Source organism: Achromobacter sp. ESBL13 (assembly GCF_036668755.1).
In the GTDB taxonomy this organism is placed as follows: Bacteria; Pseudomonadota; Gammaproteobacteria; order Burkholderiales; family Burkholderiaceae_B; genus Achromobacter.
The window spans coordinates 812,360-828,619 of the sequence record NZ_JAZEVT010000002.1 but is presented as its reverse complement, the minus strand read 5'-3'; the positions used below and the strand labels follow the sequence as shown (position 1 = coordinate 828,619).

General features: G+C 66.4%; 14 protein-coding genes. 2 read left to right on the top strand and 12 right to left on the bottom strand.

Features of this window, described 5'->3' with window-relative positions; genetic code table 11:
- Positions 1-91: 91 nt before the first annotated feature.
- From V6F88_RS12590 to V6F88_RS12555, 8 genes are all read right to left on the bottom strand, one after another.
- On the bottom strand, positions 92-1,075 hold the full coding sequence (locus V6F88_RS12590) for a CobW family GTP-binding protein (RefSeq protein ID WP_332609857.1): 984 nt from the start codon (positions 1,073-1,075) through the stop codon (positions 92-94).
- Between the two features lies 1 nt (position 1,076).
- A complete protein-coding gene (locus V6F88_RS12585) occupies positions 1,077-2,735 on the bottom strand; it encodes an amidohydrolase family protein (protein ID WP_332609856.1) in 1,659 nt (552 codons plus the stop codon).
- A 5-nt stretch (positions 2,736-2,740) separates the two neighbouring features.
- Positions 2,741-3,988: a metal-dependent hydrolase family protein gene (locus V6F88_RS12580; protein ID WP_332609855.1), complete on the bottom strand. Its 1,248-nt coding sequence runs from the start codon at positions 3,986-3,988 to the stop codon at positions 2,741-2,743.
- Positions 3,989-4,013: 25 nt separating this feature from the next.
- Positions 4,014-4,895, bottom strand: coding sequence for an ABC transporter permease (locus V6F88_RS12575; protein ID WP_332609854.1), 882 nt, complete (start codon positions 4,893-4,895; stop codon positions 4,014-4,016).
- An 8-nt stretch (positions 4,896-4,903) separates the two neighbouring features.
- Positions 4,904-5,950, bottom strand: coding sequence for an ABC transporter ATP-binding protein (locus V6F88_RS12570; RefSeq protein ID WP_332609853.1), 1,047 nt, complete (start codon positions 5,948-5,950; stop codon positions 4,904-4,906).
- A 3-nt stretch (positions 5,951-5,953) separates the two neighbouring features.
- Positions 5,954-6,817 (bottom strand): ABC transporter permease, encoded by an 864-nt coding sequence (locus V6F88_RS12565; protein WP_332609852.1) that lies wholly within the window; start codon positions 6,815-6,817, stop codon positions 5,954-5,956.
- Between the two features lie 275 nt (positions 6,818-7,092).
- Positions 7,093-8,190: a M14 family metallopeptidase gene (locus tag V6F88_RS12560; protein WP_332609851.1), complete on the bottom strand. Its 1,098-nt coding sequence runs from the start codon at positions 8,188-8,190 to the stop codon at positions 7,093-7,095.
- The gene (locus tag V6F88_RS12555) at positions 8,187-9,608 is read right to left on the bottom strand and encodes an MFS transporter (protein ID WP_332609850.1); all 1,422 of its coding nucleotides are present in this window, start codon (positions 9,606-9,608) and stop codon (positions 8,187-8,189) included. Before V6F88_RS12555 ends, V6F88_RS12560 begins: the two co-directional genes overlap by 4 nt.
- Positions 9,609-9,849: 241 nt before the next feature.
- On the opposite strand from V6F88_RS12555, the gene V6F88_RS12550 reads away from it, so the two are divergent.
- On the top strand, positions 9,850-10,755 hold the full coding sequence (locus tag V6F88_RS12550; protein WP_332609849.1) for a LysR substrate-binding domain-containing protein: 906 nt from the start codon (positions 9,850-9,852) through the stop codon (positions 10,753-10,755).
- A gap of 161 nt (positions 10,756-10,916) precedes the next feature.
- Positions 10,917-11,624, top strand: coding sequence for a FadR/GntR family transcriptional regulator (locus V6F88_RS12545; protein WP_332609847.1), 708 nt, complete (start codon positions 10,917-10,919; stop codon positions 11,622-11,624).
- On the opposite strand, the gene V6F88_RS12540 is transcribed toward V6F88_RS12545, so the two are convergent.
- The 4 genes from V6F88_RS12540 to denD form a co-directional block, all read right to left on the bottom strand.
- On the bottom strand, positions 11,605-12,954 hold the full coding sequence (locus tag V6F88_RS12540; RefSeq protein WP_332610261.1) for an amino acid permease: 1,350 nt from the start codon (positions 12,952-12,954) through the stop codon (positions 11,605-11,607). The two genes, V6F88_RS12545 and V6F88_RS12540, sit on opposite strands and share 20 nt — an antisense overlap.
- A gap of 95 nt (positions 12,955-13,049) precedes the next feature.
- Positions 13,050-14,309 carry a 3-oxo-tetronate kinase gene (gene otnK, locus V6F88_RS12535; protein ID WP_332609846.1) on the bottom strand — a complete coding sequence of 420 codons (1,260 nt, stop codon included), beginning with the start codon at positions 14,307-14,309 and terminating at the stop codon, positions 13,050-13,052.
- On the bottom strand, positions 14,306-15,214 hold the full coding sequence (gene ltnD, locus V6F88_RS12530) for an L-threonate dehydrogenase (RefSeq protein WP_332609845.1): 909 nt from the start codon (positions 15,212-15,214) through the stop codon (positions 14,306-14,308). Before ltnD ends, otnK begins: the two co-directional genes overlap by 4 nt.
- A 40-nt stretch (positions 15,215-15,254) precedes the next feature.
- Positions 15,255-16,229, bottom strand: coding sequence for a D-erythronate dehydrogenase (gene denD / locus V6F88_RS12525; protein WP_332609843.1), 975 nt, complete (start codon positions 16,227-16,229; stop codon positions 15,255-15,257).
- Positions 16,230-16,260 lie beyond the last annotated feature (31 nt).

Here is a 16,260-nt window from a genome sequence, read left to right as displayed (position 1 = left end):
AACAACCTCGTATCGAAGGGGAACTGACGACTTGCTACGGTGGCGCGCAAGCGGCTGTGCCCGCCCGTGCGCCTTGGGGTTATCAGAACATTCAGGCCAGCATCTCGACCGGCGCGTCCGGCGCCAGGGCGCGAATGTCGTTCGCGTCGATGTCGCGGGCGATCACAATGATGGCGTCGCGGGCATCGGGCAGGCGCGTCAAGCGCTGCGGTGCACTGAAGGTCGTGCCTACCGACTGGATCAGGATGGGCTCGGCGCATTCCGTCACGCGCACGATGGCCTTGAGCCGCAACAGCCGTTCACCGCACAAGCCGGCCAGGTTATCCAGCCATTCAGAAAAATCGGTCCAGCTGATGCCGTCTCGGGCACGCGCCGCCATCACGCGGATGCGCGGGTGCGCGGCGCTGGCACCGGCGCCGCCAGCCATCAGCATGCGCGCGGCCAGCCCGGCCAAGTCGGCCACTCCTTGCGACGGCGCGAACGCGGCCTGCACGGCGCGCCGGCGGTCCGGTTGGGCAATGACGTCGGCCAGCGGATTCAGCGCGGCGGCACGCGCGGCGCGGCCGGCAAGCTCGGATGCCGGCAGCAGATCGGTCTTGGTCAGCACGATGCGGTGCGCGGCGCCAAACTGCGCCATGGCCTCGTCCATCTCCGCCAACGCGTCAGGGTCGCGCGCGCAATCGTCGGTGCACACCACCGTCAGCCTCAAACCCCGGCTGGCCAGTTCCGGGTCGGCCAGCGACGCAATGATCGGGCCGGGCCGCGACAGCCCGCTGCATTCCAGGATCACGCGTTGCAACGGGCCTTCACCGTGCGGACGCGGCGCATCCAGCAACGCCGACAAGGTGTAGACCAAGTCGCTGCGCAACGAGCAACACACGCAGCCATTGGCCATCAGCGTCATCGGCACGTTGTCGCTGTCGTTTGCAACGATGGCGCCGTCCACACCGATTTCGCCTGCCTCGTTGACGATCACGCCGGTGTCGCGGGATGCCGGATCGCGCAGGTAATCCACTAGCAGCGTGGTCTTGCCGCTGCCCAGGAAACCGCACAACAGGAACAGGTCAACGGCCATGTCAGCCCGCCTCGTCCGGGCTGTCGCACGGCGAACCCGACGGCGCGCCGCCAAACGGCGGGCGTTCGCCATCCGCGTCTTCCGCCCAACTGTCCTTGACCATCTTGCGCACGTCGGCCAGCAGTTCGGCGGTGTCGTACACCACGCCGGACTTGATGGTGGTGCGCAGGCAGCGTTGCCATTGCACCTTGGCCGTCTCGTCGTTCAGGCGCATGGCGCCGGTGCCGAACAGCAGCTTGAAATCGGTCAGCGGGTTCTGGTCGTGGATCAGCAGGTCGGCGCGCTTTTGCACATCGATCGAGCCGGTGTCGTCATCGATGCCCAGCAATGCGGCGCTTTGCGAGGTAGCGGCGCGCAGCACTTCAATGGGATGAAAGCCGGCTTCCTGAAGCAGTTCCAGTTCACGCACGAAACCAAAGCCGTAGATCTGGAAGATGAAGCCGGAATCGCTGCCCGCGCACACGCGCCCGCCCAGGTTCTTGTATTCGTTGATGAACTGCATCCACAGCCGGTAGTTTTGCTTCCATTCGATTTCGTTGGTGGTGCTCCAGCGATACCAGTAGGCGCCGTGCCCGCCGCGCTGCGGCTGGAAGTACTTCCACACGGCCTTCCAGGTGTAGTCGTCGTGCCAGTCCGCGCGGCGCGCGCGCATCAGGTCGCGGTTGGCGTCGTAGATGTTGAAGGTGGGCACGAAGGTGTGGCCCAGCTCCAGGAACTGGTCCATCACCTGGCGCCACTTGGCCGATCCCGGCTGCGCGGCCTGCATGAAGGTCTGGCCGGCGACGGCAAAGCGGTAGTACTCGTCGCTGTAGTTGTAGTCGGTGGGAAACGACTGCACCACGCGGTCTTCGAACAGCGCTTCGGGCAGGCCGTAATAGTGTTCGGAACTGGTCAGCCCCCAGCGCGCGGACTTCAACGCGTTTACACGGGTGACGGCCATCTGCGCGTGGTGGCAACCGGAACGCAGCCCCAGTTGCGCGGCTTCATCCAGCGCCGCTTCCATGATGGCGGGCGGCGCGCCGAAGAACTTGATGCCGTCCGCCCCGCGCGCCGCCAGCTTGCGCACCCATTCGCGGCCCTGGTCGGGCGTGTGAATGGTCTTGACGCGGTCGTTCACGGCGGGAAACACGCTGTGCACGACCATGCGCGGCGCGGCGATCTTGTTGGCGGCGGACAGCTCACGCTGCTCCATCGTCCAGCCCAGCCCGCCCATCGCACCCATTTCGCGCACCGTGGTCACCCCGTGCGCCAGCCACAGTTTGTAGATGTAGTCAGCGGGCGGAACGATGCCGCTCATGGCGTGATACGGCGTGCCGATGTGCGCGTGCGCATCCACAAAGCCGGGCGTGACGAACTTGCCGTGGCAATCGATTTCGTGGTCGCCCGGCCCGGGGCGACGCTTGGGGTCGATGGCCTTGTGCGGCGTGCCCACGTTGACCAGCGCGGTGATGCGGTCGTTCTCGATCACGATGTCGACCGGCCCCCACGGCGGCGCGCCGGTGCCGTCGATGATCGTTGCGCCGCGCAGAATCAGCCGGGGAAACGGCCCCAGGCCACGGTCGCGCGACACCGGGGCGGAAGGCGGATGCCAGCCCTTGGCCGCGTTGACGTCGCGGGACTCTTCGCCGACTTCCGATTGCGAAAACGTGGGATCGCTCATGGCGCTTACACCCCCAGTCCGTTATGTTCGATTTCGCCGCCCTTCATGATGAGCGCAATGTGCTCGCCCTGCCCCAACAGGCAAGACAAGTCCCGATACGGGTTGCCGTCCACCAGCAGCACATCCGCCAGCGCGCCCGGCTGGATACGGCCAAGCTGACCTACCTGGTTCAGCACCTCGGCCGCCGTGGTGGTGGCGCACTGGATCACTTCCTGCGTGGAAAGCACTTCGTTGCGGATACGGAATTCATCGCTTTGCAGGCGTTGCGACGGCCCCAGCAGATCCGAGCCGTAGCCGATCTTCACGCCCGCCTTCTTGTAGATTTCCAGCGAGTGCAGGCCGGCGGTGCGCACCGTGGCGATCTTGGCGACCGAATCCGCCGGCAGGCCATAGTCGGCGCCTTCGTTGGCCAGCGCTTCGTAGGTCACCAGCGTGGGCACCACGAAGGCGCCCTTCTCGGCCATGAAGCGCGCTACGCGCTCATCCACCAGGTTGCCGTGCTCGATAGTGCGCACGCCGTTGCGGACGGCGCGTTCGATGGCATCGGCGGTGTAGGAATGCGCCATCACGTAGGTCTGGCGGCTGGCGGCTTCGTCGACGATGACGCGGATTTCTTCTTCCGAATAACCGAAGGACGCGATGGGATCGGTGGGCGACGCGACGCCGCCCGAGGCCATCATCTTGATCTGGTCGGCGCCCATCTGGAGCTCCTGACGCACCGCCTTGCGCACGTCGTCGATGCCGTCGGCCACGCGGCCGATGTCGCCCGCGCGAAAGCAGCAGCCGCAAAAGCTCATGGGGCGCAGATGGTCCGAACGCGGGCGCGGATCGCCGTGCCCCCCCGTCTGGCTGATCGCGCGACCCGAGATGAACAGGCGCGGCCCCTTGACCGTGCCTTCGTTGACGGCGCACTTCAGGCCCCAGCCCGCGCCTCCCGCATCGCGCACCGTGGTGAAGCCGCGGCGCAGCATCGCCGCCATGATCGGCACCGCGCGCATCATCACCAGCGCATCGGGCAGCACGCCCTGCGTGCTCAGGTTCAACTGCGTGGCCAGCACGTGCACGTGCAGGTCGATCAGGCCAGGCATCAGCGTGCGGCCGGCAGCATCGATCACCTGCGCCGAGGCGCTGCTGATGGGCTTGTCCGACACTTCCTTGATGACGCCGTCCTCGACCAGCACATGGTGGCCCTCCAGCAATTCGGCCTGCAAGGGATCAAGCAGGTTCGCGTTCTTGAACAATACGGATGCCATGAAATTTCCTTGTTGTGACTCGGGCTCAAGACGCCATGGTCTTGATGTAGCGCCGATGGATCAGCCAGTTCGAAATCAGTGCGATGACCAGCGTGCCGCAGACCAGGATGACGGCCAGCGCGGCGCCGAACGGCCAGTTCGATGCGCGGGTGATCTGGTCGTACAGCGCGGGCGCCATCATCGTCAGGCCTGAGCCGCCCAGCAGCACCGGCGTGGCGTAGGCGTTCATGCAAAGAATGAAGACCAGCATCGTGCCCGCCGCCACGCCTGGCGCGGCAATCGGCAACACGATGCGGCGGAACGTCGTGAAGAAGCTGGCGCCGACATTGCGCGCCGCCTCTTCCACCGACAGGTCCATGCCTTCCAGCACGCTTTGCAAGGTCAGGATCAGGTACGGCATGACAACGGCCGTGGTGCCGATGACCACCGCCGTGGGCGTGTACATCAGCGTGATGGGCTTGTCGATCACGCCCAGCCCCTGCAACACCGCGTTGACCACGCCGGCGTTGCCCAGCGCCACCATCCAGCCGGCGGCGCGCACCACGTTGCCCACCATCAGCGGGAACACCAGCAGGATCACGAACAGGCTTTTGTATCGGCTTTGCGTGCGCGCCAGAAAATACGCCACCGGAAAACCCAGCACCAAGGCCAGCACCGTGCAAAGCGCCGCCACCCCAAGGGTGGTGAAGAAGATGTCGCGGTAGTAAGGGTCGCCAAAGAACTTGGCGTAGTTCTCGAAGGTGAAGGCGGTTTGCATCAGCTCCGCCGGATCGAAATGGTTGAAGCTGTAGCGGGCCAGTTGCAGGATGGGCACCAGGATGATCACCAGCACCACCAGCGATGCGGGAAAGGCCAGCCCGGGCCCCAGCCAGCGGCTGGGCCGCCCGTCTACGGTTGCGGTCGTCATGGCGGCTCCTATTGCGTGAAGGCCACGCAGTCTTCCGGCTCGAAGCACGCGTACACGCGCGAGCCGGTGGCCGGTTGCGCGCGGCCCGCGCCACCATTGGCGATCTGGCTGATCATGCGGTTGCCGCCTTCCAGCTGCACGCGCACTTCCAGCACCGACCCCAGATACAACGAAGACTCCACCACGCCCGCCAACGCATTGCCGCCCAAGGGCTGCTCGGCCAGCCGAACGCGTTCAGGCCGCACACCCACATGCGTGGCGCCGGCGCCGCCCGGCGTGGCGATGCGCTGGCCGGCATCGGTATGGAACTGGTTATCAGCCTGGCCGCGTCCGGTGAACACATTCATCTTGCCCAGGAAGTCGGCCACGAAAAGATTCGCCGGGCGCTCGTACAGCGTGGCGGGCGCGCCCACCTGCTGCACGATGCCGTCATGCATGATCGCCATGCGGTCGGCAATGGCCAGCGCCTCTTCCTGGTCGTGCGTGACGAACACCGTGGTCAGGCCCAGGCGCTGCTGCAACGACCGGATTTCCTCGCGCACTTCCAGCCGCAGCTTGGCGTCCAGGTTGGACAGCGGCTCGTCCAGGAGAAACACCTTGGGCTCGATGGCCAGCGCGCGGGCGATCGCCACGCGCTGCTGCTGTCCGCCCGATAGCTGGCGCGGATAGCGGTCGCGCAATTCCGTCATGCGCACCATGTCCAGCACGCGGCGGATCTTGGCGTCGCGCTCGGCCTTGGGCACCTTGTGCATCTCCAGCCCGAAGGCCACGTTTTCAGCCACCGTCATGTGCGGAAACAGCGCATAGCGCTGGAACACCATGCCGGTGTCGCGCTTATGCACGGGCAAGCGCGTGACGTCGGTATCGCCGATGCGGATGCGCCCGGCCGTGGGCGTGATGAAGCCGGCAATCATGCGCAGCGTGGTGGTTTTGCCGCAGCCGCTTGGGCCCAGGAACGTGACGAGTTCGCCTTCGGCGATCTCCAGGGAAAAGTCGGACACCGCCACCGCCGCGCCGAACTGCTTGCGGATATTCTCGATTGAGACCTTCGCCATTTCTTACACCACCTGACTGAGTTTCACATAGCGGTCGGTCACAAGCATGATGATGCCCAACAGCAGGATTTGCACCGAGGCCACCGAAGCGATGGTCGGGTCCAGATTGAATTCCAGGTACTGCATGATGGCGATCGGCAACGTGGTGCGCCCCGGGCCGACCAGCGACAGAGACAGCTCCAGGTTTTCGAACGACACCACGAAGCTGAATAGCGCCGCCGCCACGATGGACGGGCGCAGCATCGGCAGGGTCACGCGCATGAAGGCCCTGGGCGCGCTGGCGCCCAGGTTGCGCGCCGCTTCCTCGATGGAGCCATCCAGCCCCGCCATGCCGGCGGTGACCAGGCGCACCGTCCACGGAATCGTCAGGCAGACGTGCGCGATGACCAGGCCGCCGAAGGTGCCGATGATGTCCTGGTCCAGCATTTCCTCGGCACGCAGATAGAACAGGTAGATGCCCACGCCCGCCACGATGCCGGGTATCAGCAGCGGCGACAGTAGCAAGGTGTTGATGCCCTTGCTGCCCTGAAAGCGGTAGCGTGCGATGCCGACGGCGGCCAGCACGCCCATCACCACGCCGATGGCGGCGGCCACCAGCGACACTTGCAGGCTGAACAGGAAGCCGTTGGCGAACGCGGGGTTTTCCCACGCCTTGACGTACCAGGACAGCGTGTAGCCGGACGGGGGGAAGTAGAGAATGGCGTCCTTGAAGAAGCTCAGCCAGACCACCAGCACGATGGGGCAGAGCATGAACGCATACATCAGTACGACGAAAACTCGATGCAGCCACGTTGCCCAGGGGATCACGCGTATGGGCTTGACCCGGGCGGCCGTGACGGCCGAGTTCAAAGGAGGCGCGCTATGCAAATCCTGTTTCCTTGTCAGCGAGGTGCCGGCTCGGTTTGAAACTCCTCCGGTTGGAACTCTTCGGTTCTCTCGGTTAACCGAAGCATATCGATGGGTTGCTGCGCGGCTCAACTAGGGATTACCCAACAACAGCCTCACAACGCCGGGCCGGCGCGGGTAATTCCCGACGCGCGCGCCGCGAGCAGGTGCAACCTGTTGCCGGGTAAAAACGGCGACAGGTGCAACCCGGGGTTTCAATGGAAACGAGGGCGCCGATGCATCGGCGCATCAGCGCATCAGCGCGCCGCCTCCAGCCCGCACAGCGCTTGCAGCACCGCCACGCGGCTTTGCCCCAAGACCATGCCGTGCCAGTCGTAGGCGTGGCAATAGAACGCGTCCTGCGTGGTTTGCAGGATGTCGCGGCGCAACGCGGCCGGGGCGTCGGGGTTGGCGCGCAGCCAGTTGCGGCCGCGCAGCGCCAACACGATGTCATCGAACGGCACGGTGCCGTATTCCAGCGCCATCAGCGTGGGCGACGACTGCGGGCAGGCCTGATAGATCAGGCTGGCAAGATGCCCCGTGATGTCCACGGAAGCCGAGGTTCCCTGGAAAGGCACCGCAATGTCCAGGCCCCACCACTGCCGCGCCCGCGCCACTTCGGCGTCATCGCGGCGGCCGGCGTAGATTTTTTCGCCATGCCCACGCGGCCCCAGGCCGGTATGCACATCGATCCAGCCGATATGCGCATAGGGGCTGGCGTGCGTTTGCAGGATGCGGCGCAGGTTGGAAAGCGACGCGGCGGGCGCGGCGCCGCCATAGAACAAGCCGTCGGCGTGCGTGTACTGGCCACGCGACACGGCTTGCGCAAAGGCGGCCTGCCCATGTTCGGCGACGTAACGCGCCAGATCGCGCTGGTTGTCGTCGGACGGCGGCCATTGCTCGGGCAGCAGCAGCGGATGCAGCGCGCCGTAGCCCGCGTTGACCGGCAGCGGCGTGCCGTCAAAGGGTTGCGCGTTGCGGTTCAGGTCCACGTTGCCTTCATCGGTACGCGCCATCCACGAATACCCGTACGGGTTTACCGCGTGGACCAGCAGCAAGGCCACGCCCGCCTGGCGCGCGCGCTTGAGCATCGGCGCGTCGTCCATCAGCGAAAACTGGCAGCCCGCGCCGCAAAAGCCTTCAACGCCATGCGTGGCGGACGTCATGATCAACAGGCGCCTGGCATCGGGCGCACCTAACAGCGCAACGTCGGTGGCCAAGGCTTCGCCCTCGCTGCCCACCGCCTCGATCGGGTAGGACGCGACGGATGCGCCCAGGCGCTCGGCGTCCGCCAGAAACCGCTCGCGCGATTCGGCGTAACTGCGGGGGAAGTAGCTCGTACTGCTGGGCATCATGCCTCCTGAGTGTCGATTGCATGGCCGGTGCGGTCCTGAATCCAGAACAGCACCACGGTGGAAAGCGTGACGGTCACCATCAAATACCAGGCAGGCGCCATGGGGTTGCCGGTAACGTGCAACAGCCAGGTCACGAAGAACTGCGCAAAGCCGCCAAAGACCGAGATGCCCAGACCATACACGACCGACATCCCGGTGGTACGCACGGCCTTGGGAAACAGCTCGGGCAGCATCGTGATGACGGGCGCGGTCTGCAAGGCCAGCAACACGGCAAGCAGCGCAATCACCGTCATCAGCCGCGCCGTGCTGGGCGCAGACACCAACCATTCAAAGCACGGCAACAGGGCGCACACCGTGGCCGCGCGCGACCAGAAAATGACCTTCTTGCGCCCGACGCGGTCAGCAAGCATGCCGACAAACGGGGCGATCAAAAAGCCGATGGCGCCCAGCACCACGCTGGCAAACAGCGTGGACGTGGCGGGCAGGCCGAGCTGCTTGTTGGCGTAGGCGGGCATGTAAAAGCCGATGATCTGCGCGCACACCATGCCGCCGATGACAAGCAGGATGCCCTTGACGACCAGCGACTTGTGCTCGGTGAACACGCGGCGCAGCGGTTGATGGGACGGCGTGGTGGAGGCCGCCGGGGTGACGCGCGAGTCGGCCGCCCTGGCCGGGGAATGCGCGGCGGGGGTGGAATGCCCCGCCTGCACCGCCTGGCGGGCGTGATTCCCCGGAGACGATTCCGGCGCCTCCAGCGTTTCTTCCAGGTTGCGGCGGATGTAGGCGCCCACCGGTACGGTCAGGATGCCGATTACGAACGGCACGCGCCAGCCCCAGGTCTGCATCTGCTCGGCGCTCAGGCTGGCGGTCAACAGCGCCACCGTCAGCGCGCCCAGCATCACGCCCAGCGACTGGCTGCCAAACTGCCAGCTGGAATAAAAGCCGCGCTGGTTGGCCGGCGCGTGTTCCACCAGCAAGGTGGTGGACGCGCCCACCTCGCCACCGGCGGCAAAGCCCTGGATCAGCCGCGCCAGCACCATCAGCACCGGTCCGGCCACGCCCATCTGCGCGTAGGTGGGCGCGGCGGCGATCAGCGCGCAGCCCAGCCCCATCAGCCACAGCGTCAGCGTCATGGCGGCGCGGCGACCGTGGCGGTCGGCGTACGACCCGATCAGCATGCCGCCCACGGGCCGCATCAGGAAGCCCACGCCGAAGGTGGCCGTGGTCAACAGCAACTGGCCGTAGCCGGAGGCAGCCGGAAAGAATAGCGGGCCGATGACCAGCATCAGGAACGTGAAGACGGTGAAGTCGAAGAACTCCAGCGCGTTGCCGATGGTGGTGCCGGCGATGACGCGCCGACGCATCGTCGATGAATGCAGGTGCTGCCGGCCGGATCCGGCGGCGATGGCGATAGACATGATTTCCCCTTGATGTCCGTTGTCGGGGCGATGGTCACGCGTCACGCAGTGACCGCGCCGTGTTGGCCTGATGGCCGCCGGGCCTTCCTGTCCCGGCCGCTTTGCCTGCCCCGTCCGCGTGAATATACGGATGGCGGACGATAAGGAAAAGACAGTATTTTTGTTCCAGTGAAACCTTTTTGTTATAGCCCCACCCCATCCCAGCCCCGGCACCACCCCATCCCCTCTCCATCCCCACGCCATGAATCTTCGCCAATTGCGCGCCTTTGTCCTGATCGCCGAGCACGGCAGCATCCGCGCGGCGGCGCGCGCCCTGTTCGTGACGCAACCCGCCGCCACCCGCAGCCTGCGCGAGCTTGAGCAAAGCGTGGGCGCCGAACTGGTGCGCCGCAGCGCGCGCGGCGTTGAACTGACCCCGTACGGCGACGCGCTGTACAAGCGCGCCGTGGTGATCCTGCAAGAAGCGCGCCGCGCCCAGGAAGAGATCGGGCAAATGCGCGACGGCGAAGGCGGCAGCTTGAACCTGGCCATCAGTTCGGCCGCGCTGACGGTGCTGCCCGCCGCGCTGGCAGCCTTCCGGGCGCGCATGCCGCGCGTATCGGTGGCGTTCAACGAAGTGGCCCCGCCCTTCAGCCACGAACAGCTGGAGTCGGGCCGCTATGACTTCCTGGTGCAAACGGAATACGACGGCGACATCGACGACGGCTTTGCCCGCACCACCCTGTTCACGCTGCCGCTGGCGGTAGGCGCCCGCGCCGGTCATCCGCTGCGCCACGCCCGCACGCTGGCCGATCTGCACGAGGCCCTGTGGCTGCTGCCCGGCAACATCCAGGCGCCGGCAAACCTGCTGCGGCTGGCCTTCGCGGCGCAGCAATTGCCAGCCCCACGCGACGTGATTCCGTGCCAGTCCATCGCGGTAGCCCTGGCCATCATTGCCGACAGCGACGCGCTGGGCATCTTCGTGCGCAATCTGTTCGACCACCGGCTGCTGCCGCGCGACGTACGCATGCTGCCGCTGGCGCACGAACTGCCGGCCGCGCGCGTGTCCATTCTGACCCGAGCCGACTCGCCACCCACGCCCGCCGCCCGCTGCTTTATCGACTGCCTGCACGACGCCCACGCCCGGCCCCGCCCGCCCCGCCGATAGCGTCGGTGGCACCGGTCTACCGGTTATCATTGCCGCCGGGCCTCGCCACGCGCTGCCGTCAACATCAGCGTCAGCGTCCACACGCGGCGACGACGTCCAACATCGCCATCCGCGACCGGCGTCGTTGCCCCGCACCCGCCTTACTCCAGCCTTTGATACCCATGGTGTTCCCCCGCCTTCCCTCCCCGCCCACGCTGACCGACACGGTCACCAAGCGCCTGCTCGCCGAAATCGACGAAGGCCGCGTGCCGCCGGGCGAAAAACTGCCCACCGAAGCGGCGTTGGCCGAGCAGTTCGGGGTCAGCCGCACAGTGATCCGCGAAGCGGTATCGCGGCTGCGGCAGGACGGCATCGTGGAAGCGCGGCAAGGCAGCGGCGTGTTTGTTACCGGCCTGACGGGTAACCGGGCGCTGCGAATCGATGCGACGGAACTCACGTCACTGGACGCGGTGCTGCACATCGTGGACCTGCGGCGCGCGCTGGAAACCGAAATCGCGGCGCAGGCGGCCGCCATGCGCAAGAAGCGCGACATGACGGATATCGACAACGCCCTGGCCGCCATTTCGCAGGCGGTGGCGGACGGAGGCGACGGCGTCAAGGAAGACGTGGCGTTTCACCGCAGCATTGCACGCGCCACGGGCAACCCGTACTTCCTGACCACACTGGCCTTTGTCAGCCAGTTTCTGGAAGCCGCCACGCGGGTCACGCGCGGCAACGAAGCGCGCCACGCCGACCTGATGCGCGACGTGCTGCAGGAACACGTCGCCATCGTCGAGGCCATCCGCCGGCAAGACGTGGAAGGCGCGCGCGAAGCCGCGCGCATCCACATGGTCAACGCGGCCAAGCGACTTAGCCGGGCGCACCGCTGACCTGCAAGCGGCGCCCGCCGGTGCCGATGCCAAAGCGCTGCGCAACCAGCCCCATCACAACAATCACGCCCGCCAGCAACGACGTGTAGGCCACTTCATTGCGGTATGTGCCTTCGACCACCATGGTGATCAACGCGGCGATGATGCACACGATGACGCCATAGGTCAGCCACGGAAACAGCCACATCTTGAAGCTCAGTTCCACGCCTTGCGCCTGCAAGCGGTAGCGCATGCGCAGCTGCGACAAGGCGATCGCCAGGTACACGAACAGCGCGATGGTGCCGGTGGCCTGCATCAGCACGTCGTACAGATCCATCTTGGACGTCGCCATCATCCAGATCGCCACGAAGGCGAACACGCTGGACACCAGCACGCCGACGTAGGGCGTGCCGGTGCGCCGGCCGGTTACCTGCATGATGCGGTGCGCATCACCGCGCCGCGACAGCGAATACAGCATGCGCGATGCCGCGTACAACGCCGAATTGAAGCAGCTGCACACCGACGTCAACACAATGAAGTTGACGATGGCTTGCGCGTGCGGCACGCCCAGCCGGCTCAGCGCCACGTTGTAACTGCCGTGCGTGGGCTGCGACAGTTGCGGATCGTTGTACGGCACCAGGCACACGATGATGAAAATGGACCCCACATAGAACAGGCAGATCCGCCACACCACGGACCGCGTGGTCTTGATGATCTCGCGTGCGGGGTCGGCGGATTCAGCGGCGGCCACGGTCACGATTTCCGCCCCGATGAACGCGAACATCACACCCAGCATGGCCACCACCACCGACTTGACGCCGTTGGGCATGAAACCCTGCGCCGTCAGTTGCGACACGCCGCGCGCCTGGCCCCAGGGCCACAGGTGCACCACCGCCAGGCTGCCGATAACCAGGAACGCCACAATGGCGATCACCTTGATCAGCGCGAACCAGAACTCGAATTCACCGTAGTTCCGCACGTTCATGAAGTTGACGATGATGAGCGACACCGTGATGAAAAGCGCGTAGCCCCAATCCGGCACCTGCGGAAACCAGCCATGCAGGATCTGCCCGGCGACGTAGGCTTCCCAGCCCATCAGCAATGCCCAGAAGTACCAGTACAGCCAGCCGATGGTGAAGCCTGCCCAGCGCCCGATGGCGCGGTCGGCGTAGGTGGAAAACGAGCCCGTGTCCGGCTGCGCCACGGCCATTTCCCCCAGCATGCGCATCGCCAGGATGACCAGGATGCCGCCACCCAGGTACGCCAGGATGACGGCGGGGCCGGCCAGCGCGATCTGCTTGCCCGAGCCGACGAACAGCGCCGCCCCGATCACCCCGGCGATGGACATCATCGTCAGGTGCCGCGATTTCAAGCCGCCTTTCAGCGCATTGTTCTGTTTGCTGGCCACTGCCTGCCCTCCTGCTTGTGTGTATGGCTGAACCGGCGTCAGCGAAACGCCTTGATGAAGAAGTCGCGCGATCCAAAGTTGCCTGACTTCAGCGCGATGCTGACGTCTTCCTTCGCCACGGGCGTATGGCCGGCGCACCAGGGCACGCCCGGGTCGATCTGCGCGCCGATGGTGATCTGGGCCAGCCCCAGCGCCTGAACCACCGCGCCCGACGTTTCACCGCCCGCAACGATCAGTTGGCGCACGCCGCGTTCCACCAAACCAACCGCGATGCGCGCAATGGCCGCCTCGATCATCTCGCCCGCGCGCGCCACGCCCAGCGCGCCTTGCGCGGCTTTCACCGCATCCGGTTGCGCGGTGGAATACACCAGCACCGGGCCGTCCTGCATGCGCGGTTCGGCCCATGCCAGCACCTGTGCCACCACGTCGTCGCCCGATGCCAGCCGCATTGGGTCCAACGCCATCGCCGGCCGCCCGCTTTCAATGAACGCGGCCACCTGTGCATTGGTGGCGGTAGAGCAGCTGCCCGCCACCACGGCTTGCAAGCCGGGCGCGCGCACGTCGACAGCCACGGTGCTGGGCGCCAAACCCCAGTTGCCGGGCAGGCCGATGGCCACGCCGGACCCTGCCGTCACCAACGGCATGTGGCGCAGCGCGGGGCCCAGGGTCAGCAGGTCGTCGTTGGACACGGCATCCACGATGGCGATTTCAATGCCCTCTTGCTGCAAGGCCTGGATGCGCGCGCGGATGGCATCCGCGCCCGCCGCCACCACGCTGTAATCGATCAGCCCGACCTTGCGCGAGGTTTGCGCCTGCAACACGCGCACCAGATTGGGGTCGGTCATCGGCGTCAGCGGATGATGCTGCATGCCCGATTCGTTCAGCAGCACGTCGCCCGCGAACAGATAGCCCTTGAAGACGGTGCGCTTGTTGTCGGGAAACGCGGGCGTGGCGATGGTGAACGGCGTGCCCAGCTGCGTCATCAGCGCGTCCGTGACGGGGCCGATGTTGCCCTGCGGCGTGCTGTCGAACGTAGAGCAGTACTTGAAATAGATCTGCTGGGCGCCCTGCTGCTGCAACCAGTGCAGCGCGGCCAGCGATTGCGCCACGGCCTCGTCGGCCGGCAGCGTGCGGGTTTTCAACGCCACGACCACGGCGTCCGCATCGGCGCGTAACGGCTCGCCCGGCACGCCAATGGTCTGCACGGTGCGCATGCCCGCGCGCACCAGGTTGTTGGCCAGGTCGGTGGCGCCCGTGAAGTCGTCGGCGATGCAGCCAAGCTTGATGTTGATGCTCATGTTGCCTCCGGCAAGCTGATGCCCGGAAAAATCTTGATGACGGCGCTGTCGTCCTCGCGGCCATGCCCGGCGGTGGATGCCTGCATGAACATCTGGTGCGCGGTGGACGCCAGCGGCAGCGGAAACTTGCTGTGCCGCGCGGTGTCCAGCACCAGCCCCAGGTCCTTCACGAAGATGTCCACGGCCGACAAGGGCGTGTAGTCGCCCGCCAGCACATGCGGCATGCGGTTTTCGAACATCCAGCTGTTGCCCGCGCTATGCGTGATGACCTCGTACAGCGCGTCGGCGTCCACGCCTTCGCGCAGGCCCAGCGCCATGGCTTCGGCGGCGGCGGCGATGTGCACGCCCGCCAGCAACTGGTTGATGATCTTGACCTTGCTGCCCGCGCCGGCGCGGTCGCCCAGCCGGTAGACCTTGCCCGCCATGGATTCCAGCACCGCGCCGCAGGCGTCGTAGGCGGCGCCGGCGCCTGCCGTCATCATCGTCATCTGGCCGGCGGCGGCCTTGGCCGCGCCACCGGAAATCGGCGCGTCCAGGTACAGGACGCCCTGCTCGGCCAGGCGCGCTTCCAGCGCGATGGACCAGTTGGGGTCCACGGTGGAACACATCACGAACACGGCGCCGGGACGCAAGGCGGCGGCGATGCCACCGTCGCCATACAGCACCGATTCGGTTTGCGCGGCGTTGACCACCACGCTGATGATGATGTCGCAGGCAGCCGCCATGTCGGCCAACGTGGCGCAGGCCACGCCGCCGTCTGCGGCAAACGAGGCGGTGGCTTCGGGACGGATGTCGTACACGTGCACATCATGACCGGCGCGGCGCAGGCTTTGGGCGATGCCCGCGCCCATGGCGCCCAGGCCGATGACGCCGACGCGGCGGGGAGTGGATTGCGGAAGGCTCATGGCGGGTTCGTCCGGAATATTGAAATGAGGGCGCCGCGCATCAACGCGGCAAGTCGTCGGCCATGTACGCGCGGACGATGTCGGCAAAGCTGTTGTCGCCCTTCAAGCCCAGGCGGCTGGCGCGCGTGGTGTCCCAGCGGCCGGGCCAGCTGCCCACGATGCGTTCAACGCGTTCGTCCGGGCGCCACGTGATGCGGTCCGCGACGTCATCGCCCGCGACCTCGCGCAGCGCCTGTTCCATGTCGGCCACCGTGACGGACACGCCCGGCAGGTTGATGGGAGCGCGGTCGGCCACGGCGTCCGCCGGCAGCTCGCAGCCGGCAATCAAGGCCTGGATGGCGGCGCGCGGCGACAGCAGCCACAGGCGCGTGTCGGCGCCCACGGGGCAGACGGCGGTTTCGCCGTTCAGCGGTTCGCGGATGATGCCGCTGGCAAAGGACGATGCCGCCGCGTTGGGGCGGCCCGGGCGCACGCTGATGGTGGGCAGGCGCAGCACGCGCCCGTCGACAAAACCGCGCCGCGTGTAGTCGGCCAGCAGCAGTTCGGCAATGGCCTTTTGCGTGCCGTAGGACGACTGCGGATTCAACGCGGTGTCGTCGCGCACGGTGTCGGGCAGGTCGCCGCCGTACACGGCTACCGAGCTGGTGAAGAGGACGCGCGGTTGGTGGCCCAGCGCGCGGCACACTTCCAGCAAGGCGCGCGAGGCGTCCAGATTGATGCGCATTCCCAAGTCGAAATCGGCCTCGGCCTGCCCGCTGACGATGGCCGCCAGATGGAAGACGGCGCACGTGTCCGTGTCGATGGCCTGGCGCAGCACGGCCGGGTCGGCAATGTCGCCAACTTGCGAATGCACACGCGGGTCAGTGAACGCGTCGGTCTTGACGACGTCCAGCAGGTCGATCCGGGTGATGGGTTGCGGGCCGTTGGCGTCCAGTGTCAGCGTGCCCTGCTCCAGCAGTTTGCGAGCCAGCCGCTGGCCCAGGAATCCGGCGCCGCCGGTGATCAGGATTTTCATGGTGGGGTCTCAGTGGTGTGCGGTTCGATGG

Bases quoted from the DNA above. Each gene is read 5' to 3' on its own strand.
- V6F88_RS12590 (WP_332609857.1), bottom strand. From the start codon at position 1,075: ATGGCCGTTGACCTGTTCCTGTTGTGCGGTTTCCTGGGCAGCGGCAAG.
- V6F88_RS12585 (WP_332609856.1), bottom strand. From the start codon at position 2,735: ATGAGCGATCCCACGTTTTCGCAATCGGAAGTCGGCGAAGAGTCCCGC.
- V6F88_RS12580 (WP_332609855.1), bottom strand. From the start codon at position 3,988: ATGGCATCCGTATTGTTCAAGAACGCGAACCTGCTTGATCCCTTGCAG.
- V6F88_RS12575 (WP_332609854.1), bottom strand. From the start codon at position 4,895: ATGACGACCGCAACCGTAGACGGGCGGCCCAGCCGCTGGCTGGGGCCC.
- V6F88_RS12570 (WP_332609853.1), bottom strand. From the start codon at position 5,950: ATGGCGAAGGTCTCAATCGAGAATATCCGCAAGCAGTTCGGCGCGGCG.
- V6F88_RS12560 (WP_332609851.1), bottom strand. From the start codon at position 8,190: ATGATGCCCAGCAGTACGAGCTACTTCCCCCGCAGTTACGCCGAATCG.
- V6F88_RS12555 (WP_332609850.1), bottom strand. From the start codon at position 9,608: ATGTCTATCGCCATCGCCGCCGGATCCGGCCGGCAGCACCTGCATTCA.
- V6F88_RS12550 (WP_332609849.1), top strand. From the start codon at position 9,850: ATGAATCTTCGCCAATTGCGCGCCTTTGTCCTGATCGCCGAGCACGGC.
- V6F88_RS12545 (WP_332609847.1), top strand. From the start codon at position 10,917: ATGGTGTTCCCCCGCCTTCCCTCCCCGCCCACGCTGACCGACACGGTC.
- V6F88_RS12540 (WP_332610261.1), bottom strand. From the start codon at position 12,954: ATGATGTCCATCGCCGGGGTGATCGGGGCGGCGCTGTTCGTCGGCTCG.
- otnK (WP_332609846.1), bottom strand. From the start codon at position 14,309: ATGAGCATCAACATCAAGCTTGGCTGCATCGCCGACGACTTCACGGGC.
- ltnD (WP_332609845.1), bottom strand. From the start codon at position 15,214: ATGAGCCTTCCGCAATCCACTCCCCGCCGCGTCGGCGTCATCGGCCTG.
- denD (WP_332609843.1), bottom strand. From the start codon at position 16,229: ATGAAAATCCTGATCACCGGCGGCGCCGGATTCCTGGGCCAGCGGCTG.